Annotated in this window: 24 protein-coding genes and 1 other RNA gene; 13 read left to right on the top strand and 12 right to left on the bottom strand. The window is 31.7% G+C overall.

The features are described 5' to 3' along the window. Together Q0772_RS07710 and Q0772_RS07715 are read right to left on the bottom strand one after the other, a co-directional pair. Nucleotides 1–1,793 (bottom strand): VWA domain-containing protein (locus Q0772_RS07710; protein WP_298342473.1); only part of this gene is annotated, 1,793 nt, incomplete at its 3' end. 37 nt (nt 1,794–1,830) lie between these two features. After that, nucleotides 1,831–2,346 (bottom strand): hypothetical protein, encoded by a 516-nt coding sequence (locus Q0772_RS07715; RefSeq protein ID WP_298342476.1) that lies wholly within the window; start codon nt 2,344–2,346, stop codon nt 1,831–1,833. A gap of 215 nt (nt 2,347–2,561) precedes the next feature. Here Q0772_RS07715 and Q0772_RS07720 point away from each other — a divergent pair, with 215 nt between their 5' ends. The 4 genes from Q0772_RS07720 to Q0772_RS07735 all read left to right on the top strand — a co-directional run bounded on the left by Q0772_RS07720 (nt 2,562) and on the right by Q0772_RS07735 (nt 6,944). Next, nucleotides 2,562–3,059, top strand: a complete 498-nt coding sequence (locus tag Q0772_RS07720; protein WP_298342479.1) for a histidine phosphatase family protein — start codon at nt 2,562–2,564, stop codon at nt 3,057–3,059. Nucleotides 3,060–3,176: 117 nt separating this feature from the next. Beyond that, on the top strand, nt 3,177–5,234 hold the full coding sequence (gene ppk1 / locus Q0772_RS07725; RefSeq protein ID WP_298342482.1) for a polyphosphate kinase 1: 2,058 nt from the start codon (nt 3,177–3,179) through the stop codon (nt 5,232–5,234). A 10-nt stretch (nt 5,235–5,244) separates the two neighbouring features. After that, on the top strand, nt 5,245–6,150 hold the full coding sequence (locus Q0772_RS07730; protein ID WP_298342485.1) for an exopolyphosphatase: 906 nt from the start codon (nt 5,245–5,247) through the stop codon (nt 6,148–6,150). A 191-nt stretch (nt 6,151–6,341) separates the two neighbouring features. Then, the gene (locus tag Q0772_RS07735; RefSeq protein WP_298342487.1) at nt 6,342–6,944 is read left to right on the top strand and encodes a porin family protein; all 603 of its coding nucleotides are present in this window, start codon (nt 6,342–6,344) and stop codon (nt 6,942–6,944) included. On the opposite strand, the gene Q0772_RS07740 is transcribed toward Q0772_RS07735, so the two are convergent. From Q0772_RS07740 to Q0772_RS07755, 4 genes are all read right to left on the bottom strand, one after another. Continuing rightward, a complete protein-coding gene (locus tag Q0772_RS07740; RefSeq protein ID WP_298342490.1) occupies nt 6,941–7,522 on the bottom strand; it encodes a tRNA-(ms[2]io[6]A)-hydroxylase in 582 nt (193 codons plus the stop codon). The two genes, Q0772_RS07735 and Q0772_RS07740, sit on opposite strands and share 4 nt — an antisense overlap. 12 nt (nt 7,523–7,534) lie before the next feature. Further along, nucleotides 7,535–8,110 carry a DUF4738 domain-containing protein gene (locus Q0772_RS07745; RefSeq protein ID WP_298342492.1) on the bottom strand — a complete coding sequence of 192 codons (576 nt, stop codon included), beginning with the start codon at nt 8,108–8,110 and terminating at the stop codon, nt 7,535–7,537. Then, on the bottom strand, nt 8,103–9,836 hold the full coding sequence (gene dnaX, locus Q0772_RS07750) for a DNA polymerase III subunit gamma/tau (protein WP_298342495.1): 1,734 nt from the start codon (nt 9,834–9,836) through the stop codon (nt 8,103–8,105). The genes Q0772_RS07745 and dnaX overlap by 8 nt, the downstream gene beginning before the upstream one ends. A gap of 257 nt (nt 9,837–10,093) precedes the next feature. Further along, entirely contained in the window at nt 10,094–10,297 is a 204-nt protein-coding gene (locus Q0772_RS07755; protein WP_298342498.1) for a hypothetical protein, read from the bottom strand. A 140-nt stretch (nt 10,298–10,437) separates the two neighbouring features. Here Q0772_RS07755 and Q0772_RS07760 point away from each other — a divergent pair, with 140 nt between their 5' ends. From Q0772_RS07760 to rnpB, 3 genes are all read left to right on the top strand, one after another. Next, the gene (locus Q0772_RS07760) at nt 10,438–10,653 is read left to right on the top strand and encodes a helix-turn-helix transcriptional regulator (protein WP_298342501.1); all 216 of its coding nucleotides are present in this window, start codon (nt 10,438–10,440) and stop codon (nt 10,651–10,653) included. 13 nt (nt 10,654–10,666) lie between these two features. Continuing rightward, complete coding sequence (locus Q0772_RS07765; protein ID WP_298342503.1) at nt 10,667–11,650, top strand: hypothetical protein; 984 nt, start codon at nt 10,667–10,669, stop codon at nt 11,648–11,650. A gap of 300 nt (nt 11,651–11,950) precedes the next feature. Next, an RNA gene (rnpB, locus tag Q0772_RS07770) (RNase P RNA component class A) lies at nt 11,951–12,330 on the top strand. Nucleotides 12,331–12,405: 75 nt separating this feature from the next. Here rnpB and Q0772_RS07775 read toward each other — a convergent pair. The 5 genes from Q0772_RS07775 to Q0772_RS07795 all read right to left on the bottom strand — a co-directional run bounded on the left by Q0772_RS07775 (nt 12,406) and on the right by Q0772_RS07795 (nt 15,948). Next, nucleotides 12,406–13,158 carry a hypothetical protein gene (locus Q0772_RS07775; protein WP_298342506.1) on the bottom strand — a complete coding sequence of 251 codons (753 nt, stop codon included), beginning with the start codon at nt 13,156–13,158 and terminating at the stop codon, nt 12,406–12,408. A gap of 27 nt (nt 13,159–13,185) precedes the next feature. Beyond that, nucleotides 13,186–13,704: a nuclear transport factor 2 family protein gene (locus Q0772_RS07780; protein WP_298342509.1), complete on the bottom strand. Its 519-nt coding sequence runs from the start codon at nt 13,702–13,704 to the stop codon at nt 13,186–13,188. 162 nt (nt 13,705–13,866) lie between these two features. After that, on the bottom strand, nt 13,867–14,406 hold the full coding sequence (gene rsmD / locus Q0772_RS07785) for a 16S rRNA (guanine(966)-N(2))-methyltransferase RsmD (RefSeq protein WP_298342511.1): 540 nt from the start codon (nt 14,404–14,406) through the stop codon (nt 13,867–13,869). After that, nucleotides 14,403–15,263: a DUF3822 family protein gene (locus Q0772_RS07790; RefSeq protein WP_298342512.1), complete on the bottom strand. Its 861-nt coding sequence runs from the start codon at nt 15,261–15,263 to the stop codon at nt 14,403–14,405. Before Q0772_RS07790 ends, rsmD begins: the two co-directional genes overlap by 4 nt. Continuing rightward, on the bottom strand, nt 15,211–15,948 hold the full coding sequence (locus Q0772_RS07795) for a hypothetical protein (protein ID WP_298342513.1): 738 nt from the start codon (nt 15,946–15,948) through the stop codon (nt 15,211–15,213). The genes Q0772_RS07790 and Q0772_RS07795 overlap by 53 nt, the downstream gene beginning before the upstream one ends. Nucleotides 15,949–16,078: 130 nt before the next feature. Here Q0772_RS07795 and Q0772_RS07800 point away from each other — a divergent pair, with 130 nt between their 5' ends. The 6 genes from Q0772_RS07800 (at nt 16,079) to Q0772_RS07825 (ending at nt 21,358) form a co-directional block, all read left to right on the top strand. Next, the gene (locus Q0772_RS07800) at nt 16,079–17,503 is read left to right on the top strand and encodes an AAA family ATPase (RefSeq protein ID WP_298342515.1); all 1,425 of its coding nucleotides are present in this window, start codon (nt 16,079–16,081) and stop codon (nt 17,501–17,503) included. A 20-nt stretch (nt 17,504–17,523) separates the two neighbouring features. Further along, on the top strand, nt 17,524–18,090 hold the full coding sequence (locus tag Q0772_RS07805) for a DUF4126 domain-containing protein (protein ID WP_298342517.1): 567 nt from the start codon (nt 17,524–17,526) through the stop codon (nt 18,088–18,090). 55 nt (nt 18,091–18,145) lie between these two features. Continuing rightward, on the top strand, nt 18,146–18,874 hold the full coding sequence (gene kdsB, locus Q0772_RS07810; protein WP_298342520.1) for a 3-deoxy-manno-octulosonate cytidylyltransferase: 729 nt from the start codon (nt 18,146–18,148) through the stop codon (nt 18,872–18,874). Further along, complete coding sequence (locus Q0772_RS07815; RefSeq protein ID WP_298342523.1) at nt 18,865–19,569, top strand: HAD family hydrolase; 705 nt, start codon at nt 18,865–18,867, stop codon at nt 19,567–19,569. The genes kdsB and Q0772_RS07815 overlap by 10 nt, the downstream gene beginning before the upstream one ends. Before the next feature lie 156 nt (nt 19,570–19,725). Beyond that, on the top strand, nt 19,726–20,808 hold the full coding sequence (locus Q0772_RS07820; RefSeq protein WP_298342526.1) for an iron-containing alcohol dehydrogenase family protein: 1,083 nt from the start codon (nt 19,726–19,728) through the stop codon (nt 20,806–20,808). Between the two features lies 1 nt (nt 20,809). After that, nucleotides 20,810–21,358: a 1-acyl-sn-glycerol-3-phosphate acyltransferase gene (locus Q0772_RS07825; RefSeq protein ID WP_298342530.1), complete on the top strand. Its 549-nt coding sequence runs from the start codon at nt 20,810–20,812 to the stop codon at nt 21,356–21,358. A 150-nt stretch (nt 21,359–21,508) separates the two neighbouring features. Here Q0772_RS07825 and Q0772_RS07830 read toward each other — a convergent pair whose 3' ends face one another. After that, complete coding sequence (locus Q0772_RS07830) at nt 21,509–24,100, bottom strand: zinc-dependent metalloprotease (protein ID WP_298342533.1); 2,592 nt, start codon at nt 24,098–24,100, stop codon at nt 21,509–21,511. Between the last annotated feature and the right edge of the window lie 110 nt (nt 24,101–24,210).

Below are 24,210 nucleotides of genomic sequence, written 5' to 3' on the forward strand. Positions count from 1 at the left end.
GGAGTTCCTAAGTTAACATCTGCTAAGTCTACGGTACATCCGGTAGCAGTAACATTGAACGACACAGGAGCTGCACAGGTTATGGTTGGGTTTATATTATCAATAATAGTAGATACATCAAAGCTTTCAGATATAAAACATCCAGTGTTAGTATCTGTAACAATAACCGTATAACTCCCATCTTGTAAGTTAGTAATATCTTGAGTATCAGAATCTGGATCTTCAAGTCCATTATAATCCCAATCATAAGAATAAATTCCTGTACCTCCAGAAACAGATATATCTATTGCACCATCGTCGCCATTTATGCAACTAACGTCAGTAATTGATTCTAAACTTATAACTAAACCTGAAGGAAGAGTTATAATATTTGATGCAGTGGAGATATCATTTAATGAGCAAGTCCCATTTCCATACGAACCAGAATAGGTGAGTTCTGCAGAAAAAGAACCTTCAAAATTATCAGTACCAGTATAATTAAAAGTACCATTTTGAGAGTTTGAAGAGCCAATTTGTGTCCCGTTTAATCTAAAAATCCATTGAAAAGAATCTGATACGGAATTACATTCGCCTTGATTTAAATTACCTGAGTATTCTATTGTATTTGTACATCCTATTCTAGATATAATTGGATTTATCTCTGGACAGGGAACACAAATATTTGGATTAGAAAATGTAATTGATGACGTATTACAAGATGAATCTTCATAGTTAATTACAGAATTACCTGGCACTTGATTACCACAAGCATTAACACCGTCAGATTCAATGGTATAGGTTAATGTAATAGTTTCATCATATAACTGAGATACAAACCAAGAAACTACAGAACCAGAATTACTTGCTGATCCAGCATTTGTATTAATACTACCAGGTACCAAAGTGAACCCGTTTTGTATAGTATCTGTAACTAATGATTGTCCAGGGAGTTGAGTAGCAGCAGCAGCTAATCTGCCTAAAATCTGACTATAAATTGCATTTAAATCTGCATTGTTCTCAGTTGAGAATGCGCCTGAGTTTTGTATTCCGTCTAAGGTGTTTAATGCAACAGTTTCTTCTGTACCACTGATGGCTCCAATAAGAGCTATTGTAAAAATATTCTGATTATATGTTTCTCCAGAGACAGTAGTTGTTTGTGCGTCAATTCCAGCTTGAATCGCTTCAGTTTGACAAATAGTAACCGTGGTTGTAGAGTCACAAAAACTAGTTACAGGACCAACATTTCGGGCTGTAGACACACCATCAGATAAAAGAATTATACTTCTGGAGGTTATACAATCAAAGGTTCCTGTTGTTGTTAAAACCTCATCCGCTTTAATAATACCATCTTCGGTATTAGTACCGCCACCAGTAACAATACTATTTATAGCAGCAATAACAGCTGCTTGTCCACTACTATCAGTTAACCCAATATCTACAGTAGCTGTTGTACTAAAACTAACTATAGAAACTCTATTTAAACCTGTTGGGTTATTGGCTGGTAAAAAGAAATTATTTACAAAATCTATTGCAGCATCTTGAGCAAAATCAATCGGCTTTGGATTTGGACCAAAACTCATACTACCAGATCTGTCAATCACTAGAACAGTTTCTTGTGGTTGAGGAGGGGGGTTACCTATAATTTCAAGAGTAACATCAAATTGATTACATTCAACAGAATTATCAATAGTATATTTATTCGCAACAACTTCTTGAGAAAACAATGCGTGATAAGTGAAAAACAATAAAACAACTAAAGCATAATTCTTTAGTTGTTTGGGGTTTATTTTTTGAAAAAGTAATTGATTTATCATAATTATCTTTTTAAACTAATTTTCAACGATTTGAATTTTAGTTTTGTGAGGGATCGGGTATATATACACTTAAAATTATTTCATCTGAAATAGTTTCATTTGTATCAGAAATAGCTTCTACTTTAATACATCCCCAAGTGTTATATACTGTAGTATTTGGAGCTGTGGCAGTTAAAGTGAATTCTTTTGTTTGTTCAGCATCTAAAGTGATTTGAATTCTAGATTCGCTGTTAGACATGCTTCGGGAGTTATCCGTCTCAAGTAACATATATAAATTTGAATTATTTGCTTTAGTTGATAGATTAGAATTATACTTGTTTGAACAAGGAGAAGAATCTAATGTTGCCCTTATTATAAAGGAATTTCTTGAGCCAGATGTGTTTTTTAGTTTTAGTATAAAATTAGCGCCGTCTTGACCTATAGATTTAAAACTTCTATTTTTTTCAACAGAAATTTCTGCACTAGAGCTTTGTGATACTTCATTTGAAACGTTGTTTGTTTGAGGTATTCCATTAACTATTAATACCATTATCAATGTAAATAGTGTTCTCATTTTTCTGTTATGTAAATTTTTAAATCATATTATATATAGACACATAATGATGCTATTAGTCACATAATGAGTTTTTTATGTGATATTTTGATCTGTATAATTGAGGCTATTGAATGATTTTATTTCATTTTTTATAATTTTATGAAACAAATAACCTGATTTTTATCGAATAAAACAACTTTTTGTCGATAAAAATTGCGTTTAATCGATGTTTTATGAAAAAACTAATCTTAATCCGACATGCAAAATCGTCTTGGGAGCATGATGTTATTGATCATGAGAGACCATTAAAAAATAGAGGTATAAATGATGCTAATTTGGTTTCAAAAGCTTTAGCTAAAGAAGTCAATAGAGTAGATTTAGTATTGTGTAGCGATGCTGTTCGCACAATGTTGACAGCAGACATATTTATTTCTAACTTAAATATCAATAAAGAGATTGTGCATTTTAGTCATGATTTATATGATTTTTCTGGAGTAAATTTAGTTAAGACTATAAAAGCTTGTAAAGACCACATAAATACACTCATGATTTTTGGGCACAATCATGCTATTACAGCTTTTGTTAATACGTACGGAGATAAGTATATAGATAATGTCCCTACCAGTGGTGTGGTGGTTATTAAATTTGATATTAACCAATGGAATGATTTAAATTCTGGCAAAACATCATATTCTATCTTTCCCAGGGATTTGAAATCCTCAAATAAATAGTTATCTCTTGGTTATTCAATAAAAATTAGAATTTTACAGTAGCTTAAAGATTAAAACTAGTATTTTTCTAGTCAAATAGAATATATTTGTTTTTAGTAAGATTAAAGCGATTTTTGAATGACAATACCTGAGGTTTCAAATAATAATAGTTACATAAATAGAGAAATAAGTTGGTTGCAATTTAATGCAAGAGTTTTGCAGGAAGCTACAGATGAGAAAGTACCTCTAATTGAAAGATTACGTTTCTTAGGGATCTTTTCAAACAATTTAGATGAATTTTTTAAAGTACGTTATGCTACCGTTAAGCGTATAGTAGAAGCTGGAAAAGGTGGTAAAAATGAGCTTGGTGGCATAAGAGCTAAAGAACTTTTAGAAATAATTACTCAAATTGTAATTAAACAACAAAGTGAAAGTGTTGATATTTTAAATGATATTGATAAACTTTTAAAGGCGGAAAATATTTATATAATTGATGAAACTCAAATAGATGATGTTCAAGATGAGTTTATTAGAGAATATTTTTTAAAAATAATAAGTCCTGCATTAGTTACTATAATACTTAATGATTCTATTGTTCTACCTAATTTAAAGGATAGTGCTGCCTATTTAGCAGTTAGAATGTTAATGTCTGGTGATAATAAACAGTTTGCTTTAATTGAAATTCCAAAATCAGTTAACCGTTTTATAGTTTTACCTAAACAAGGCGACAAAGATCATATTATCATGGTAGATGATTTGTTGCGTCATTGTTTAGGAGATATTTTTAATATTTTCGATTACAAAGCCGTTTCTGCCCACATGATTAAAATAACCAGAGATGGTGAGCTGGATTTTGAAAGTGATTTAAGTAAAAGTTTTATCGAAAAAATATCAGATAGTGTTAAGCATCGTGAAGTTGGAGAGCCAGTAAGATTTGTTTACGATAAGACTATACATAAAGAGACTTTACGCTACTTGATGTCTAAAATGGGAATTGATGATACGGACAGTATAATCCCTGGAGGGAGATATCATAACAGAAGAGATTATATGGGCTTTCCAAGTTTAGGAAGAAAAGATTTGCTTTATGATAAAATTGAGGCGCTACCCATAAAAAACTTAAGTTTAAAAAATAGTATTTTCGGGGCCATTGCTAAAAAAGATTATTTACTTCATGCACCATATCAGACTTTTTCTTATGTGGTGAAGTTTTTAAGAGAAGCGGCTTTAGATCCTAAAGTAAAGACTATAAAAATCACTATTTACCGTCTTGCAGAAATTTCACATGTTGCTAGTTCGCTTATTAATGCGGCAATTAATGGTAAATCAGTAACTGTATCTATAGAACTTCGTGCTAGATTTGATGAGCAGGCAAATATCAATTATGCTCAACAAATGAAAGATGAAGGTGTTAATTTAATTTTTGGCGTTGTAGGTTTAAAAGTGCATAGTAAAATGTGTGTTATTGAGCGTCAAGAAGGAAAAAAAATTAAGCGCTATGGATTTATTAGTACAGGTAATTTTAACGAATCTACAGCCAAAATTTATACCGATTATACGCTTTTCACATCCAATAGAAAGATTTTAAAAGATGTGAATAAAATTTTCAATTTCTTCGAAACAAATTATAGAATTTATAGATATAAGCACTTAATTGTATCGCCACATTATACAAAAAATGCCGTGTTTAAACTTATTAATGCTGAAATAGAAAATGTAAAACAAGGGCGAGAAGGACTTATTAGATTAAAAATGAATAGTATTTCTAGCTACCCTATGATTGATAAGCTTTATGAGGCAAGTAGGGCAGGAGTTAAAATCCAAATGATAGTAAGAGGTATTTGTTGTTTAATTCCAGGTATTAAGGGTATGAGTGAAAACATTGAAGTTATCAGTGTTGTAGATAAGTTTTTAGAGCATTCTAGAATTTATATATTTGGAAATAATGGTAACTCAAAATTATATATTTCTTCTGCAGATTGGATGACAAGAAACATAGAAAATAGAGTAGAGGTGAGTTGCCCTATTTATGATGAAGACATAAAAAAAGAAATTATAGATACATTTAACATCAGTTGGAGTGATAATGTAAAGGCTCGGGTGTTAAATGACTCACAAGAGAATGAATATTTAAAGAATGATAAAGATAAGGTGAGATCTCAATTTGCCATCTATGATTATTACTTAAACAAATAGAAAACGAAGCATGCTTTCAATTAAAAAATATGCGGCCATAGATATTGGTTCTAATGCGGTACGATTACTTATTTCAAATATAATAGAAGAAAAAGGAAAGCCAGTAACATTCAAAAAAAACTCATTAGTTCGTGTTCCTATCCGTCTTGGTGCAGATGTTTTTATAAAAGGTAAAATATCTAAAGAGAACACGCAACGTATGTTAGATACCATGCTAGCTTTTAAACTTCTTATGAAGTCTCATAAAGTTGTAAAATACAAAGCTTGTGCAACTTCTGCGATGCGAGAATCAGCAAATGGACGTAAGGTTGTGGATTCTATTTTAAGCCATTCTGGTATAAGTATAGATATTATAGGTGGAGAGGAAGAAGCTGCTATTATAGCTGCTACAGATTTGAACAAATATATAGATCCAAATAAAACCTATTTATATGTTGATGTAGGTGGTGGAAGCACAGAGTTTACAATTATTGATAGGGGAAATCATGGAGCCTCAAGGTCTTTTAAAATAGGAACAGTAAGGCTTTTAAATGATATGGTGAAGAAAGAAACGTGGCAAGAATTACAGGAATGGATAAGTATTAATACCAAGGGCTACCATAAAATTGATGTTATTGGTTCTGGTGGAAATATTAATAAAATATTTAAGGTATCAGGAAAAGCACTAGGAAAACCACTTTCTTATTTTTACATGACCTCTTATTATAACACGCTTCAAACCTATTCTTATGAAGAGCGTATAACTGAATTATCACTTAATCAAGATAGGGCAGATGTTATTATTCCAGCAATGCGAATTTACCTGTCTGCGATGAAATGGAGTGGTGCAAAAAACATATATGTTCCAAAAATAGGATTAGCAGACGGCATTATTAAAAGTATCTATTATGATACGGTTTCTAGCAATACACAGTAAAATTATGCACTTTAGCTTGTATAATTGTAGTTTTTTAAATTTATAATATATATTCGTACCCGCATAATTACTATTATTAATAACCCAAATCTATTAATATTGAAATAAGCCTATTATACTTGTGTTGCTCCCAGTGACTTCTTTATTTTGGCAAATGACATCTGATAGATTTAACTAAATAATACAAACAGATGAAAAAAATATTACTATTAGCGGTACTACTTAGTTTTTCATTTTATGGCTTTTCTCAAGAGAATAATGATGCAAAGGCTACAGAAAAAGTTAGTGATACGGTTGCTGTTAAAGAAAAATGGTCTGCTTCTAGCGGAATAAAATATGGTATTAGAGGTGGTTACACCATTTCTCATTTAGATTTTGAAGAAGATCCTATTGCTACTAACAAACACAGAAATAGTTTATATGTTGGTTTTTTTGCCAATATTGGTTTATCAAGAACCCTTTCTTTAATGCCAGAAATACAGTTTTCTGCAGAAGGTGCCAATGCAGAGCCACTGCATTTGGATTATATCCAAATGCCTGTTTTGTTTAGGTTTAGATTTAGTGAAAAATTTCATGCAGGTATTGGTCCTCAAATGGGTTTGAAAGTCCATAAAAAAGATGATGGTATTAAAAACTTAGCATACTCAGCAGTTATTGGTGCAGATTATAAAATTACTTATGCTCTTTTTGTAGACATTAGATATAACTATGGTATTAGGAATGTTTTTGATGAAGAATTAGGAATTGTAGCAAAAAACAGAAATATTCAGTTAGGTGTAGGCTATAAATTTTAACCGTGAATAGTTTCACTAGTTCCTAAATTACTCATAATTTCACCCTCATATTCAAGAAGTTGTTGCCATTTGGTATCAACTTCTTTTTTTTCACCATATTGTCTTGCAAAGCCTAAAAACATAGTGTAGTGGTTGGCTTCGCTTACCATTAGGTTTCTGTAAAATTCAGCAAGTTCTTTATCTTCTAATTCTTCTGAAAGCAATCTGAAGCGTTCGCAACTTCTTGCTTCTATTAATGCTGCATATAGTAAACGATGTACTAGCTGGGTAGTTCTGCTGCCACCTTTAGGGAAAAACTTAAGAAGTTCAATAACATAATCATCACGTCTGTCTCTACCTAAAGTCCAGCCGCGTTCTAGTATTTTGTCATGAACCATTTTAAAATGGCTAATTTCTTCTTTTACTAGTGCCACCATTTCTTGCACCAACTCTGTGTATTCTGGGAAACTCACTATTAGTGAAATAGCTGTACTGGTAGCTTTTTGCTCGCAAAAAGCATGATCGGTTAATATCTCTTCAATATTTTTCTCAACAATGTTAACCCAACGTGGGTCTGTTGGCAGTTTAAGTCCTAGCATAACTAATAATATTTAACAGGTTGGGTTTTGTTCTATACGAATGGTGCCTTTTTTATCTATTGCTACAATAAAATCTTTGAAAGTTTCAGTTTCAGGAATATTAAAAGACGTATTTAAATATAACACATCATCACTTGATTTGTTATGGTCTACCCATACATACTGCATAATGGCCTGATTCGAAAACGAAGCGTTTTCAAACTCACTAAATAATAGTTTATTAATTGTGGATTGATTTATTGGTGTATCATCTTTAAAAACTTCAATATGAGCTTCAAAGTTTTTGTAGTTCATTTTTATTATTGAATCCTTTTCCTTTTTTGTAACTTTATAAAAGGCATTGTTTTCAATTGAGCGATAATTAATTTTAACATTAAACCCATTACTTAAAATAGTATCTGTGTTAATCGCTACAGGGGAGTTTGGTACAAATTTCACCTGTTCACTAAACTTATTTAGTAAATTGTTTTCTTGTAATATTTCTGTGTTATTCATGTACTTTCTATCTCTGCCATCACAACTAATTAGTGATATGACGAATATAAATATAAGTACAATTAACCTACTGTTAAATAGTGTTTTAAACATCTAAATCGAAAGTTTTTCTTAAAATATCAATATTTGGGTTTTTCTCTTTTAATTTTTCAAATTTATCAGCTGTTGTGTAGGCATATTTTTTTTCCAGAACTTCATTAATTGTAATATCTAAACTGATATCAAAATTACTAAGTGTTTTTCTAATATATGCTAATAAATCGTACTGCTGGCGTTCTACTTCCACTTTGTTTGTAGCGTTAGGAAACTCTAAATGAATAGTTGTTCCTTTTACTTTTGGTGTGTCTATAGATAAAATGGAAGCCAAATTATGTTTCCCGTCGGTTCTTAATTTTTCAATAAATGTATTCCAAGCGGTAAGGAGTTCTTGTTCGGTAAATGGTTCTTTAGGCAAGTTTTCCTCATCAATAACCACATCCATTTGCCTAATTTCGTGCTCTTTCTTTGCTCTTATACTTGATAATGAAAGACCAGATGTTCGTTTAGAATCTTGTTTTAAAACAATTTTTGGTGGTTCTTTTACTTGAAATTTTTCAACAACTTCAGCAACTTGTTCTAAAGGTTCGGTGTTTTCAGTTATAGCTTCCGCAGAAGGTGTAACGTTTTCGGTTTTGTTAGGTATAGTAACTGGAATAGGGGTGATGCCCTTTTTCTGGAAGTAAGACGCTGGAATTATGTAATGTTTGCTATTTTTTTTTTCTCCATCATGAGTGATAGAGGCAAGTTGCATAAGGCACAGTTCAACAAGTAAGCGTTGATTTTTACTTGTTTTGTATTTGAGATCGCAATCGTTGGCAAGATTTATACCTTGCATGAGAAACTCTTGGGAGGCTTTTTTTGATTGCTCTAAATATTTGGTTTTGGTTTGGTCGCCAACTTCCAACAGCTCAATAGTTTCTTGAGTTTTACTAACTAGTAAATCTCTAAAGTGTGATGCTAAACCTGCTATAAAATGATGACCATCAAAACCTTTTGAGAGTGTACTATTAAATTGTAATAATAACTCTGGGATTTTATTTTCTAAAATTAAATCTGTGCTTGTAAAATAGGTTTCGTAATCAAGAACGTTTAAGTTTTCTGTAACGGCTTGTCTAGTTAGGTTTTTGCCTGAAAAACTAACCACACGGTCAAAAATAGAAAGGGCGTCACGCATGGCGCCATCTGCTTTTTGTGCAATAATGTGTAAAGCATCATCTTCGGCAGTTATACCTTGTTCTTCAGCAATGTATTTTAGATAGCCTTTGGCATCTTTTACCGTAATGCGTTTAAAATCAAAAATTTGACAACGCGATAAAATGGTTGGGATAATTTTATGTTTCTCAGTAGTTGCTAAAATAAAAATACAATGCTTTGGTGGCTCTTCTAGAGTTTTAAGAAAGGCATTAAAAGCGGCTTGAGAGAGCATGTGCACCTCGTCAATAATATACACTTTGTATTTCCCAACTTGTGGTGGGATTCTAACTTGGTCTGTTAAACTTCTTATATCATCAACAGAGTTGTTTGAAGCGGCATCGAGTTCGAAGATATTAAAAGCAAAATCTTCATCGCCAGTTTCAGAGCCATCACTGTTAATCATTTTAGCTAGAATACGCGCGCAAGTGGTTTTACCAACACCACGAGGCCCTGTAAAGAGTAAGGCTTGTGCTAAATGATTGTTTTCAATAGCATTAAGTAGGGTATTTGTAATAGCCTGCTGCCCTACAACGTCTTTAAACGTTTGAGGTCTGTATTTTCTGGCCGATACTACAAAGTGTTCCAATTTTGCTGAATTTATTTCAGCATCTCATGATGCTTTTTGAATTGATAACAAAGTTAAAAATTCAGTTTTGAAATAGGAATTTTGAAGCTATAATTTAATAGGAGTTATTAACAAAAATTAAACCATTAGGGAATACTAAATCACTTGACTTTGTCAGAAAAAAATGATAACTTCGTTTAACGTCGGATATAAAACATTAAAACGATTTTATATCCGTAAAAACATTGTATGCCATTGCGGAAAAGCCAACTGCAAATTTATGATTTAGACTTCCTTCGTGTTGGACACATAACTTGCTTCTCTTTGAATTGACCGATTTCCTCTCTTAACGTTTGATTGATATTTTGGATTAGGTCATTTTGAAATTTCATAATCCCTAATAAATCGTGCATTGCGTTTAGATTTTCTAATTGCTTATAAACAATCTCTTCTAAATCGGCTTTGGTATATCTTTTGCTCATAATCTATAAGTATTGAAAAGTATTCTTTAGAATTTCTAAACAGATCTATTTAAAATCTATCGAAATTAAAAATAAAACTTTAGAAATTCTATAATTTTCTTTTCAAGAGCTAAATTTATATCAACAAATTCGAAAGATTTATGACTTCTTTAGGGCTATACTTAACAAAAAAATCAGTTAATAGAGCAATGGTTTCAAGAAGAACAGGAATTAGTCAAGCAAGACTATCTCAACTGACTTCAAACGAATCAACAAAACTCCGAGCAGATGAATTGTATTTAATTGCTCTTGCAATTGATATTGACCCAGGAGAAATGTTTAAAGAAATTTTTGAGGGCATGAAATTGGAGCAATAAGAACAATTATCAAATGAAGAAATTTTTATACTATCCAAATTTAGAACCACCAAATACAGAATGGCTAAAATTCTCTATTCTTTATTTAGAAAGGTTTGAAAGTATTGTTCCTTATGGAAGACAACATTTAATTTCAGATGAATATAGAAGATTATCTAACGAAACCGACTTGGTCGAAATGTATTCACCTGAATATATGCAAGGAGAAAGAGCTTCAATTAAATCAATTGAGGAAGCTCAAAAGTTTTTGCGAGACCCATACGGACGTGGACCTCTAATGAATAGAGTAAACATAGAAAGGAGTTGGAGAAACGAAAGAAATTGGACATATCAAATATTTTCGGAAAAATTCTCATATCGATTTGGAGAATTTTGCGAAAGTGAAAGAATAGGGCGAAGGAATGGAGAGGGTTTGTTGTTACCTAAAGAATTAGCCTTTTTATTTATGACTCATTTAGCTCAAGAAATTTCATATGAGAGAGACGGTTCGATAATAACAGACAATATTGAATTTGACAATTATTCAAATTTCTCAAGAGTTCATAACTCTGGAGTACGAAATAGAAACAAGTTTATGAAAGGAATTATAAACTTGCTCGTACCTGCAAATATTTCAGAAATAGGATTTGACAGATTAATTGAATTCAGAAATAGAAATAGAGAAAGTATTACTGTATTCAATAATCAAATCAATCTTTTAGAAGATTCAATTGGAAACGGAATTACAGAAAGAGATTTTATAAACAGCTTCAATAATATTTATTCCGAATTAACGAGAGAAATAGTCCTTATGGGAATTGGACTTGCTTCAATCCCTTTTGCGACATATATGCTTATTAATAATCCACAGGCTCTATCAGCGGAATATTCAAAAGAAATATTAGGAGCACTTGGAATAGGAATTGGAGGAACATACGCAATAAAAAGAGCTCTTTTTGACACTAGAGAAAAGAGACTTTGTAAAAAATATTTAACAAATGTTGAACGACTAAAATAACGGCATACAACAAGGTATAAAATGCATAGCCACCCTGCGGGATGGCTACGACATCTTATACAGAACGTTAAACGAACCTTCCCAAAAAGACACCAACTTTCATTTTAAAAAACACTAGACTAGCAAGCACCCCCGCGTTAAGGATTGCAGTGGAAAGCCCACAGCTTTTGCGCCTTAGCGCATAAGCGAGGACTTGTAGCGGAAAGCCTGACCTATATCCTGAACTAAATTCAGGATATAGGTAACGCCCAAATAATTAATTTTATTTAGATTATACAATTTAGGAATTGTAATTTTGCAGCAGTAAATCGCCTTATCGCTTTTGTGCTGAATTTGTTCCAGTAGCTTATGCTTTTTAACTTTTAAGTTAATTTAGAAAGGTATTGAAACAAGTTTAGCATTAAAAGAGGAAAGTCCGAACACCATAGTGCAACGTAGTGGTTAACGGCCACCAACCGAGAGGTTAGGAAAAGTGCAACAGAAAGTATGTACAGGTTATGCTGTAGTGAAACCAGGTAAACTCTATGTGGTGCAATGCTATGTAAACCAGCGTTTGAAGGCGGCACGCTTGATGCTGGAGGGTAAGCAGCTAGAGTGTATTGGTAACAATACATGTAGATAAATGATAAGGGATTCGTTGATGCGAATTACAGAATTCGGCTTATAGATTTACTTATAAATAATAAACCCTTCTTATTTAAGAAGGGTTTATGTTTAAAACAAAGTTGGTTACTCTAGGTAATTGGTAGATTACTTTATTCTTCTTTTTTTGAAACGTAAGCTAAATCTGGGCGCATTGCTCCGCTGTATTCTTCCATTCTGCTAGTATAGTTCATTACTTTACTAAATACGTCCCAACGATCTGGACCTAAAACCTCGCGGTTAGCTTTTTCTCTTTTTGCTGAATCTATTTCATCTTTTGCTGAAACAGAAACCATGTAATATTGTTCCATTTGCCCCATACCGTTAGTGTATACACGGTAGTATTCTGTTGAGCCTTTTTCTTTAAAAAATGCTTTAACAGCCTTCATGCCTTCGTGCATCTTTTTTCCGTTTTCTGGTGTGAAGTACATGTAAAACCATTTGCGGTAGTTTTCATCGTCGGGTGCATTTACTTGGCCTTCTGGCATATAAGATAACTCATCATCTCTTACAACAATATAAGTACCATGAGTATCGTAGCATTTATCAAAACGTTCGAACATTTCTCCAAACTTATCACCCATAGCTTCTGCCATATCTGCCATTGGACGCTCATCTAAATCTGCCATTTTCTCAATAGGGGTGATGTAAAAATATTTGAAATCATTTGAGCTAGCTGCATACCATGTACCTTGAACATTGTGCTCTTTACAGGCTGTATTAAACTCTTTTGCTATGGCTTCATACTCCATAACTTTAGATGGTTTTACATTGTCTTGATGGATTTGAAAAGCTTGTTGAGCTTGAGAGAAATTTGCTGTTAGGCACACTATAAGTGCCAATAAAATGGATTTAATAGTTTTCATAAATTATATATTTGGTTGGTTAATATTTTATTCTTCAGATGTTTCTGCTTCTAGTGCAGCTTTGGCTTTTTCTATACCTGCTAAGGTTTTGTTTATTCCGGCGGTATCATAATAGGCATATTCTTGTGTGATTTTTCCGTTTACAAACTCTACGGTTAAGTGTACAGGAATTACTAAATTTTCATCAGTAATTTTAGCTTTTCCTCCCCAGTTATTCCAATAGTTTACCCATGTTTTACCTTTTTTGTCTATTATCATCTCATAGATACCGCCTTCTTTGGAAAACCCGTAAGAAGAAAAATTTGAAAGCATACCTTTCATGCCTTCCAGCATTTGGTCTGGAGATGCTCCTTTGTTGGTATTGTGGAATATTTTTGCAGTATCAGCAAAATTGGCTTTCCAGGTTGCCCAATCTTGGGCTTCGTAGGCTGTTATGCCTTTTTTTAAAGTTTCAATTTCTGCCGATTCCTCAAAATACCGTTGTGGTTTGTTTTGGCAAGCTATAAACATGGTTACAGCTAATGCTAATAGAAAAATTTTCTTCATTTTTATTATGGTTTTAAAGGTTAGTTTAAAATGAAAACCATAAAATAGACACAAAAAAATATTGTTTTTTTTGAGAGATTAAAATAGATGTAGAGCCGGGGAGGCTCTTAAGGAGATTTCTAAATTACTGAAAAAAAACGAGTTATAAAAATATAAATTGAGTTAGTCTTTTTCAAAAAAGCTAAAAACATTACCGCCATAACTTTTTGAATATTGATAGTTTTCTAACTCTGAGAGGTTGGTGTGTTTAGAGTGTTCTATTATTAAAAGACCATCCTCAAGCAATATATTATTAGTAAAAACCAAGTTTGATATTTTAGCAAATTGCTCATCTGAGAAATTATAAGGTGGGTCGGCAAATATAATGTTTGATTGGATGTTTGTTTTTTCTAAGAATTTAAAAACATCACTTTTAATAGTTTGAATTGGCATTTCAAATTTCTCTGAAGTTTGGTTTATAAATTTTATACAACCAAAATCTTGATCTACAGATATTATTTGCTCGGTGCCTCTTGAAGCAAACTCATAACTAATATTACCTGTGCCTGCAAAAAGATCTAAGACAGAAATTTCATTAAAATAATAGTAGTTATTTAGAATATTAAAAAGAGATTCTTTTGCCATGTCTGTAGTAGGGCGTACAGGTAAATTTTTTGGTGCTACAATCTTTCTGCTTTTATATAATCCTGATATAATTCTCATGAAAAACTTTTAAGTAAACTAAAGTTTGAATGTTCTGAATTTGGTTTGCTAGCGTACTTGAAACCATCATTTCTATTACCAAAACTTACATTACGAATGTATTTGTATACTATATTATATAAAATATCATTTTCGGTTATATCTCCTAATAAAACTAAATTTAGCGTTTCTGGATTAAGATTTAACTGTTCTGCAGTAAAGAGTATGTAGTATATAAAATCTTCTTTTGAATTGTAGCTAAATGTATTGTAAAGCTTAAGTTTTCCTTTTTCTGTTACAATAATCTCAAAATGATTAAAACCAACGTGGATGTATACTTTTGTATCTATTGATTCTTTTTCAATTTTTAGAATAGATTCTATTAAAACAGATGATTTATGTTTAAAAGTAAATGCCCCAAACTTATCGTAGATATAATTATTTATGTTTATATAAGGGACATATACATTTACACTATTATTTTCTAAAATAGGATCGTGAGCAATAAAATCTGATTTTAAAATTTTAGAATTAAACTTCAAATAATCTGCTAAATGGTTTTTGTCGAATAATGATTCAGGAACCAAGGTTGAAAGATCATTATCATGAATAATCGTTACATTTTTAAAATCCTCATTTAAAGCAGTATTTTTTTTTAATAAATAATCCAATGTGTCTAACGCTTCAAGAGGATTTAGTTGTTTTTCAAATCGATGTACTTTTAAAACCTCTATTGTATTAGAGTTTCGGTTTAGTATACAAAAAGAAAGTCCACTCAAACTTAGTTGAATGGACAATTCTAGATTAGTTAGTTTGTTAGAGTTATTATTCGTTATCGCCATATGTTTTTGGCCAGTTTCCATTTGTTTTAACTTCATCCATAGAACCTACTTTTAAAACATCTCCATTAACACCATCTACTGATACTACTTGGTTTTCTTGTACAAGTAAATCTTTATCTTGGTCGAATAAAAGAACATTCTTTTTTACAGAAGCTTCAAATACCGGTATGTTAATATCATTCTGTTCTATAAATCCACTTTTCATTACAAATTTAGCACCTTCTTCACCAACGGGTACATTCATCATCGTTTTGTATCTGTTAGATGTTTTAAACAATGAATCTTTAACAGGTACAAAGCCTAAAGTATCTATAATTACAATATCTTTTGTTGTATCTACACCATAACGCTTAGTTAATTCTTCATCAATAATACTCGAATCTCTACGTTGTGTGATGGTGAATTCTGCAGTATCTATAAATTTAATTAAGCCATTAAAATCTTTGGCGAATTTTCCTGTTACTTGTCTGTGTGCTAATTGTGAGTCTCTAATATCTTTTAAACTCTCAATAACTAAAGCATAACGTTTATTCTTTAATTTATTAAATTTAATTGGTTCATAGATTGATAAATACGTTTGGTAACCTAAAAATGCAATTAATACCCAAAGTAAGACAGTTAGAATAGGCTTAAACTTAGCAGGTATAAATTTATCAACAAGTTTAACCAAACCTATTGTTACTAAAATGACTGCAATTGCAACAAGAATAAAATTTAACATAGTATGTTATTTAATTAAAATTTAATTTAATGGTATTTAGCAAATCTACAATTTTTTTTTAATCGTTAAAACCAAAGCGCATAAAAATCATTTCTATCTTTGAATAAATTATAAATAGTATATAAGCTAGATGACTGCAACTGAATTTTATTCAATTATAAAACAGCAATTTCCATTTACGCCCACCTTAAAGCAGACCATAGTTTTGCAGCAGTTAGCAGAGTTTATTTTTTCTAAAACTCCCAATGCGCTTTATGTTTTAAAAGGGTATGCAGGTACAGGAAAGACAACTATAGTAGGTACAATAGTTACAAACTTATGGAAAGCTCGAAAAAGTGCTGTGTTAATGGCGCCGACAGGGAGAGCAGCTAAGGTTATTTCAAATTATTCTGGTAAAGAGGCTTTTACTATTCATAAAAAAATATATTTTCCAAAAAAGGAAAAGGGTGGAGGTGTGAAATTTGTTTTGCAACCCAATAAACACAAAAATACTATTTTTATAGTTGATGAAGCTTCTATGATTCCTGATACTCCGGGGGATTCTAAACTATTTGAAAACGGTTCTTTATTAGATGATTTAATGCAGTATGTGTATTCTGGTCATCAATGTAAGTTGTTGTTAATTGGTGATACGGCTCAGTTGCCTCCAGTAAAATTAGATTTAAGTCCTGCACTAGATGAAAGAACACTGGCTTTAAATTATAACAAAGAAGTTACAAGAATGGAGTTGGATGAAGTGGTACGTCAAGAACAGGATTCTGGTATTTTAGCTAATGCTACCATATTAAGAGACACGTTAACAAATAATTTTTTTGAAGCTTTTAAATTTAATATATCTGGTTATGAGGATATTATTCGTTTAGTTGACGGTTACGAAATTATGGATGCCATTAACGATGCTTATAGTAATTTAGGAAATGAAGAAACTGCCATAATAGTTAGGAGTAATAAAAGAGCAAACCTTTACAATCAACAAATACGAAACCGAATTCTTTTTAATGAAAACGAGTTGTCTGCCGGTGATTATTTAATGGTTGTAAAAAACAATTATTTTTGGATAAAGCCAACTACAGAAGCTGGTTTTATAGCTAATGGTGACATTATAGAAGTTCTAGAAATATTTAGTATCCAAGAATTATATGGTTTTCGCTTTGCGGAAGTAAAAATACGAATGGTAGATTACCCAAGAATGCGTCCTTTTGAAACTGTTTTACTTTTAGATACAATTAATGCTGAGACACCATCATTACCCTATGATGATTCTAATCGACTATATCAAGAAGTCATGAAAGATTTTGAAACTGAAACTAGCAATTATAAAAAGTTCTTGAAAGTAAAAGGTAACAAACATTTTAATGCTTTACAAGTTAAGTTTTCTTATGCCATTACATGCCATAAATCCCAAGGAGGTCAGTGGCATACTGTTTTTGTAGAGCAACCTTATTTGCCAAATGGGATTGATAAAGAATATTTACGTTGGCTTTATACAGCATTAACAAGAGCTAAAGAAAAATTGTATCTTATTGGTTTTAAGGATGATTTTTTTGAAGAATAACTTTTTATGAAATTTATTTTATGACATTTGAAACTATTTTAAGTATTTGCCTGGGTGTTGGATTATCTGCATCAGTGGGCTTTAGAGTTTTTTTACCATTATTTGCCCTAAGTTTAGCTTCGTATTTTGATGTTTGGCAACTCAACGAATCTTGGGAGTGGATTGGAGGTACAGCAGCTTTAATAACTTTAGGAGCAGCAACAGTTGTTGAAATTTTTGCTTATTTTATTCCTTATATCGATAATTTATTAGACAGTGTAGCAGTACCATTAGCAGCTTTAGCAGGAACAGCTATAATGTTGTCTACCGTAGCAGATTTAAGTCCAGTAATTACTTGGTCTTTAGCTATTATTGCCGGTGGAGGTACAGCAGCAGCTGTTGCAGGAACTTCTACTACAACCCGATTAGCTTCTACAGTTACTACAGGTGGTATTGCAAATCCATTAGTTTCTACTATCGAAACAGGCACTTCAGTGGTAATGTCTATAGTTTCTATATTTCTTCCCATTTTAGCTGGAATTTTAGTGATAGCTCTATTGTTTATAATTTTTAAATTATACAAAAAGTTTAAACCTTCTAAGACTTAAAACCCATAATATTTGGCTATTTTTGAAATAGATTTAACAATAATTAATTAACATCGTGAAAATAATCTCAATGATTCCTGCTAGATACGCAGCATCTCGTTTTCCTGGAAAATTGATGCAAGATTTGGGAGGGAAAACAGTAATTTTAAGAACTTATGAGGCTACAGTTGCTACAAAGTTGTTTGATGATGTTATAGTAGTTACTGATAGCGAAATTATTTATAAAGAGATTGAAGATAATGGTGGTAAGGTGATCATGAGTAAAAAAGAACATGATTGTGGTAGTGATAGAATTGCCGAAGCTGTGGAGTCTTTAAATATAGATGTTGTTGTAAATGTTCAAGGTGACGAGCCATTTACTGATGCAGCATCTTTAGCGAAGCTTATTGACGTTTTTAAAGATGATGATAATAAGAATATAGACTTAGCATCATTAATGGTGCATATAACAGATGAAGATGAAATTAATAATCCCAACACTGTTAAAGTCATTATAGACCAATCAGATTTTGCGTTATACTTTTCTAGAAGCCCAATTCCTTATCCAAGGGATAAAAATACAGGAGTTAAATATTATAAGCATAAAGGGATTTATGCCTTTAGAAAAGAAGCACTTATGGATTTTTATACGTTACCAATGCAGACATTGGAAGCTACAGAAAAGTTAGAGCAGTTAAGGTATCTAGAATATGGTAAACGTATTAAAATGGTTGAAACAAATGTTCAAGGTATAGAAATTGATACACCTGCTGATTTAGAACGCGCAAAGAAAGTATGGAAATAAATTACCAAAACATCAAAGTAATAGGTTTTGATGCTGATGATACGCTTTGGGTTAATGAAACCTATTTTAGAGAAGCCGAAACTACTTTCGGTAAACTCCTATCAAAATATGAAACACCCAATAAAATAGATCAAGAACTCTTTAGAATGGAAATAGATAATCTTCCACTTTATGGTTATGGTGTAAAAGCATTCACTCTATCTATGGTTGAGTCTGCTTTAGAATTATCAGATTACAATGTTAAACCAAAAACTATAGAGGCTATTTTAAATATAGGTAAAAGCATGCTAAATAAACCCGTAGAGTTGCTTGATGGTGTTGAAATTGTTTTGGAGGCTTTGTCAAAAAAGTATAAATTAATATTAGCTACCAAAGGTGATTTACTGGATCAGGAACGAAAATTAGAGAAATCGGGCTTAACAAACTATTTTCATCATATTGAAGTATTGAGCAATAAAAAGGAAGAAAATTATGCTAAATTGCTAAATCATTTAGATATAAATCCTTCGGAATTTTTAATGGTAGGTAATTCATTAAAATCGGATGTTTTACCCCTGGTTAACATAAAAGCCCATGCGATTCATGTGCCTTTTCATACAACTTGGGCTCATGAAGAAGTAACTGAAAGTGAGAAAAATGGTAAGAAATATCAAACAATTAGTAGTTTAAAGGATATACTAGAATTAATTACTTAACTAATGAATTATTATATTTATGACGTTAAAGTTGATTAAAAAATATAAATTATTATCAATAAAATTAATCATTATTTTTACCAAATTTCTATAGTTTTTAAAGGGGTTGAATTTAAAATAATGGTATTTTTGCACACTGTAAAAGAAAACATGTAGATGAGTTATAAAAACTTTCCAATGGTGCCAAAAGTTTTATTTGGCAGAGGTAGTTTCAATCAAATAAATGACGTTTTAGCCCCAAAGCGCTTAAGCATCAATTCCCCTTTTATTTTTTTAATTGATGATGTTTTTAAAGGGAACACTTGGTTGTTGTCTAGAATTGCTCTGGCTTATGATGATAGAGTAATTTTCATTTCAGCAAATGAAGAACCCAAGACATCGCAAGTTGATAATATCGTAGAAGATATAATTTTGAAGTCTAAAGAACGGCCTTCAGCAATAATTGGTATTGGTGGTGGGACATTATTGGATTTAGCAAAAGCAGTATCTATAATGCTAACTAATGACGGAGAAGCAAAAGACTACCAAGGTTGGGATTTGGTTAAAAACCCTGCAATTTATCATGTAGGAATACCAACTATATCTGGTACAGGAGCTGAAGTTTCAAGAACTACTGTTTTAACTGGGCCAGATAGAAAATTAGGTATAAACTCTGATTATACACCTTTTGATCAAGTTATCTTAGATTCTGAACTTACAAAAGATGTTCCAAAAGATCAATGGTTTTTTACAGGTATGGATTGTTATGTACATTGTATAGAGTCTTTAACAGGTACTTATTTGAATGCATTTAGCGAAACCTACGGGAATATGGCTCTTAATTTATGTAAAGAGATATTTTCTGAAAACAACCTTTCTGAAGTTGATGCTCAGGAAAAGCTTATGATGGCCTCATGGCATGGAGGTATGAGTATTGCTTATTCTCAAGTAGGTATTGCACATGCCATGAGTTATGGTTTATCTTATTTACTAGGAATAAAACACGGTATAGGGAACTGTATCGTTTTTGATTATTTGGAAGATTATTATCCAGAAGGTGTAAGTCTCTTCAAAAAGATGAAGTCAGAACACAATATTATTTTGCCAAAAGGGCTTTGTGCCGATTTAAGTGATAGAGAATTCGATATTATGATTGATGTTGCTATGAGTTTGGAACCGTTATGGGAGAACGCTCTTGGTAAATATTGGAAAAAAACAATTACAAGAGAAAAATTGAAAGCTCTATACCAAAAAATGTAATATGCGATGGTTAGCCAAACTTATATATTTTAAAATTTTAGGTTGGCAAGTTCTCGGCAATAAAAATTTCTCAAAAGATACCATAAAAAAAGCTGTTATCATTGCTGCCCCACATACAAGTTGGCACGATTTCTATGTTGGTATTTTGCTACGTGCATCAGTTGGTGTTAAAACAAATTTTATTGGAAAAAAAGAGCTGTTCGTATATCCATTAGGGTGGTTTTTTAGAATTTTAGGAGGTGCACCAATTAATCGTCAATCTAATGAAAACAAAGTAGAAGCTATTGCTAAACTGTTTAATGATCATGATGAATTTAGAATGACTTTGGCACCAGAGGGTACAAGGAAAAAGGTAAAAGAATGGCGAACTGGATTTTATTATATAGCAAAGGCAGCTAATGTGCCTATAATCATGTTTACTTTAGACTTTGAAAACAAGGAAAACAAAGTTTCAGAGCCTTTTTATCCATCAGATGATGTTGAAGCTGATTTTAAATACATGTATAACTTTTATAAGAATATTAAAGGAAAAATTCCTGAATACTCCTAGTTTTTGGCACAACCTTTGATAAATATAAAATGAGCACATGAAACATAAAGTAAACAATTCATTGTTCCTAAAAAGAAACATGAGCTACCCCAAACAAAAAGCTACTTCTTTACTGAAGTAGCTTTTTTGCTTTTTTAATAATTTTTAAAGTTATTTAATCTCTTTCACAGCATTATCAATTAATGCTCTTAAATGCTGTTTATGCGCTCTAGAAGCTATATTTCCTGAGGGGGCTGCCATACTCCTTATTGCTTTTAAATTATATAGTAACATAGATTTTGCATTATGCGTATATTCATTACTTCGTTTTCCAGTTAACATGTCAATAAGCATATTAGTATATTCTAATTGTAGGTTTTGTCTGAATGAATTTATTGAACCATAAATATCTGATTTAAATATTATACTATTTAAATCCGTCATAAAAGTAGAGAGTTTGTATTTATTTCCATAAAGCTCAGAATCTGAAATACGCTGTAATGTATTTGGATGTAAAAGATGATTCAAAATATTTTTTTGGTATCTTAATACTTGTCCATGAATTTTTGGGTCCTCTTGAGTATAGTCAAAACCTCTGCGTTGTCTAGCTAAATAATTATAAAGATCATTTGGAGCATCAAAAGCATTTGGAGCAAAAACATAAGTTTTCAAAGCATTCATAGCTCTTTTTTGATCTTCTAAACTAACAGGTGTATAAGGTTGAGAGGCGCCTTCTTGTCCTACCATAGCTCTATCAACATAAACACCTCCAATATATCTAGAAATAACAGTTGCTGCATTTGCTTTTTGTCCACTTAGTGTGTAATAAACCCGTCTTAATTCATGGTAAGATTCCCCTTCATTCGTAAATTTACTCTTTATTTTCTCCATCAATTTATTTGAAAGTTCAATTCTGTTAATAGAATATTTTATGGGATCACTTGACTGATCAAAAATCATTACTCTTGGGTCTATTCCTTTACCTGAAGATCGCATATCATCAGCATCATTGCCAAATATATGTTCAGGCTTTGTAGATTCATTCAAAAGCGCTTGTCGTTCTTCTTCAGTATTAAATGGTTTATAACCCAATTGAATAGCCCAAACATCATAAGGGCCTATAGTAACATCATTATATTGGCCTTGTTTAGTTCTATCATTTGTAACGTTAATAATAGCGTAGTCCATAATTGAAGCTGTTAAACATTTTCCTTTAATAAAATCAGCATCAGCAAGCTGTTCTGGAGAATACAACTGACTTGCTTTCATATTATGGTTTAATCCCAGAGTGTGCCCAATTTCATGAATTATCACAGATGTAATAACTTCTTTTTGTAAAGTATTTAATTCTTCTTTTGTAGCTCCAAAAGCTAAAGCAGAAGTCTTTGCAAATTGTAAGTTTTCAAGCATGCCATTAGCTAAATTACAGTGATGGTTATTTAAGACATCTTCTTGGGTGTAAGCAGAATTATCATATCCGTTTTGTGTTTCATATATTTTAGATTGAAAATCACTGCCCGTAAGCATAACATACTCTAACATAATGTCTGCGCCAATTATTTCTCCTGTCCTTGGGTTTTTCATACTCGGGCCATAACCTCCAAATGGTGGACGAGGTGAGGCAGTCCATCGTAATACATTGTATCTTATATCTCCAGCATCCCATTCAGCATCATCGGGCTGTTGTTTTACTACAATGGCATTTTTAAACCCAGCTTTTTCAAAGGCTTTATTCCATTCCAATACGGCATTTTTAATTGTTTCACGCCACTTTATTGGTGTGGTGTTTTCCATCCACCAAGTAATTGGTTCTACTGGTTCGGATATTAGTGCATTTGGCTCCTTCTTTTTTAAATGCCATCTCTGAATCAAATCTCTATATGGTGTAGAACTAGATACTGTTTTATCGTCAACCTGATTAATAAAGTAGCCAACGCGAGGATCATCAAACCTTGGTTTATAATCATTTTCTGGTAGAGCAATTAAATTGTGTATTACTTTAATGCTCACATTTCTACCATCAGTTACTGCATTGGAACCATTATTTAAAGTTGAAGATTTAGAGTAGACATATTCAACTTTAACTTTAATGTTATTTGGGTAATTTTTAATGGAGTTAATTTTTGTTTTATTCTTATCAAGATTACCTAATTTAAATGAGTTAGGAGAGGTCCCTGGTCTTAAAGAGGGTTTAATCTGTAAAAACGTTTCTTTTAGAAACAAGTCATTAGCTTTTACTAAATATAATCCTTTGTTTTTATCATAGGCTTCTATTTTTAAACTAGCCATAATACCTTGGCTAATGTTTGCATTTTTTGCTTTTGAAATAGCTTTATCTGGATCAAAATAAAACGAAGTATTTTGCGCTACAAACTCAATTTTATTAAAATATTTTTTTAATTTAAATATTTTTGATCCTCGATAAGATCCTCTATTAATACGGCCTGCATCCATAACGCCGTCAGCTATTTGTGCAAAATGAATGAATTCTTTCTCCAACTGATCTTCCGAAATAACCATTTGAATTGAACCAGTTATGGTATCTTGATAAATGGTAAAAAGACCATCAATTTCTTTACTAGATTTTGTTAAACTCTTAATAGTCTTTTTGGGAGATTTTTTAGGAGGTGTTGTCACAACTTCAGTGTTGCTCTTTTTCTTTTTTTTCTTTTTCTTTTGAGCGTCAACCCCATGCGGCAACATAAATAATAAAGCCGTAAGTATTAAGTATACATACTTAATCGATTTTTTTTGTAATACCATATTTTTAAACGATTATTTTAAGGATTGGAATCCTGGTTACTTGAATTAGTCAATCAAATTTATGAAGAAATTAAGGTTAAGATATTAAAAGAAACGTTAAAATATTATAC

This window comes from uncultured Algibacter sp., assembly GCF_947490405.1.
GTDB lineage: Bacteria > Bacteroidota > Bacteroidia > Flavobacteriales > Flavobacteriaceae > Algibacter_B.

What these genes read in the sequence shown, in the direction of transcription:
- Q0772_RS07730 (WP_298342485.1), top strand. Translation starts at nt 5,245, where the DNA reads ATGCTTTCAATTAAAAAATATGCGGCCATAGATATTGGTTCTAATGCG.
- Q0772_RS07805 (WP_298342517.1), top strand. Translation starts at nt 17,524, where the DNA reads ATGACATTTGAAACTATTTTAAGTATTTGCCTGGGTGTTGGATTATCT.
- Q0772_RS07755 (WP_298342498.1), bottom strand. Translation starts at nt 10,297, where the DNA reads ATGAGCAAAAGATATACCAAAGCCGATTTAGAAGAGATTGTTTATAAG.
- Q0772_RS07800 (WP_298342515.1), top strand. Translation starts at nt 16,079, where the DNA reads ATGACTGCAACTGAATTTTATTCAATTATAAAACAGCAATTTCCATTT.
- Q0772_RS07820 (WP_298342526.1), top strand. Translation starts at nt 19,726, where the DNA reads ATGAGTTATAAAAACTTTCCAATGGTGCCAAAAGTTTTATTTGGCAGA.
- rsmD (WP_298342511.1), bottom strand. Translation starts at nt 14,406, where the DNA reads ATGAGAATTATATCAGGATTATATAAAAGCAGAAAGATTGTAGCACCA.
- Q0772_RS07715 (WP_298342476.1), bottom strand. Translation starts at nt 2,346, where the DNA reads ATGAGAACACTATTTACATTGATAATGGTATTAATAGTTAATGGAATA.
- Q0772_RS07830 (WP_298342533.1), bottom strand. Translation starts at nt 24,100, where the DNA reads ATGGTATTACAAAAAAAATCGATTAAGTATGTATACTTAATACTTACG.
- Q0772_RS07815 (WP_298342523.1), top strand. Translation starts at nt 18,865, where the DNA reads ATGGAAATAAATTACCAAAACATCAAAGTAATAGGTTTTGATGCTGAT.
- Q0772_RS07760 (WP_298342501.1), top strand. Translation starts at nt 10,438, where the DNA reads ATGACTTCTTTAGGGCTATACTTAACAAAAAAATCAGTTAATAGAGCA.
- Q0772_RS07780 (WP_298342509.1), bottom strand. Translation starts at nt 13,704, where the DNA reads ATGAAGAAAATTTTTCTATTAGCATTAGCTGTAACCATGTTTATAGCT.
- Q0772_RS07790 (WP_298342512.1), bottom strand. Translation starts at nt 15,263, where the DNA reads ATGAAGTTAAAACAAATGGAAACTGGCCAAAAACATATGGCGATAACG.
- Q0772_RS07765 (WP_298342503.1), top strand. Translation starts at nt 10,667, where the DNA reads ATGAAGAAATTTTTATACTATCCAAATTTAGAACCACCAAATACAGAA.
- Q0772_RS07720 (WP_298342479.1), top strand. Translation starts at nt 2,562, where the DNA reads ATGAAAAAACTAATCTTAATCCGACATGCAAAATCGTCTTGGGAGCAT.
- Q0772_RS07740 (WP_298342490.1), bottom strand. Translation starts at nt 7,522, where the DNA reads ATGCTAGGACTTAAACTGCCAACAGACCCACGTTGGGTTAACATTGTT.
- Q0772_RS07735 (WP_298342487.1), top strand. Translation starts at nt 6,342, where the DNA reads ATGAAAAAAATATTACTATTAGCGGTACTACTTAGTTTTTCATTTTAT.
- Q0772_RS07745 (WP_298342492.1), bottom strand. Translation starts at nt 8,110, where the DNA reads ATGTTTAAAACACTATTTAACAGTAGGTTAATTGTACTTATATTTATA.
- Q0772_RS07795 (WP_298342513.1), bottom strand. Translation starts at nt 15,948, where the DNA reads ATGTTAAATTTTATTCTTGTTGCAATTGCAGTCATTTTAGTAACAATA.
- Q0772_RS07825 (WP_298342530.1), top strand. Translation starts at nt 20,810, where the DNA reads ATGCGATGGTTAGCCAAACTTATATATTTTAAAATTTTAGGTTGGCAA.
- Q0772_RS07775 (WP_298342506.1), bottom strand. Translation starts at nt 13,158, where the DNA reads ATGAAAACTATTAAATCCATTTTATTGGCACTTATAGTGTGCCTAACA.
- ppk1 (WP_298342482.1), top strand. Translation starts at nt 3,177, where the DNA reads ATGACAATACCTGAGGTTTCAAATAATAATAGTTACATAAATAGAGAA.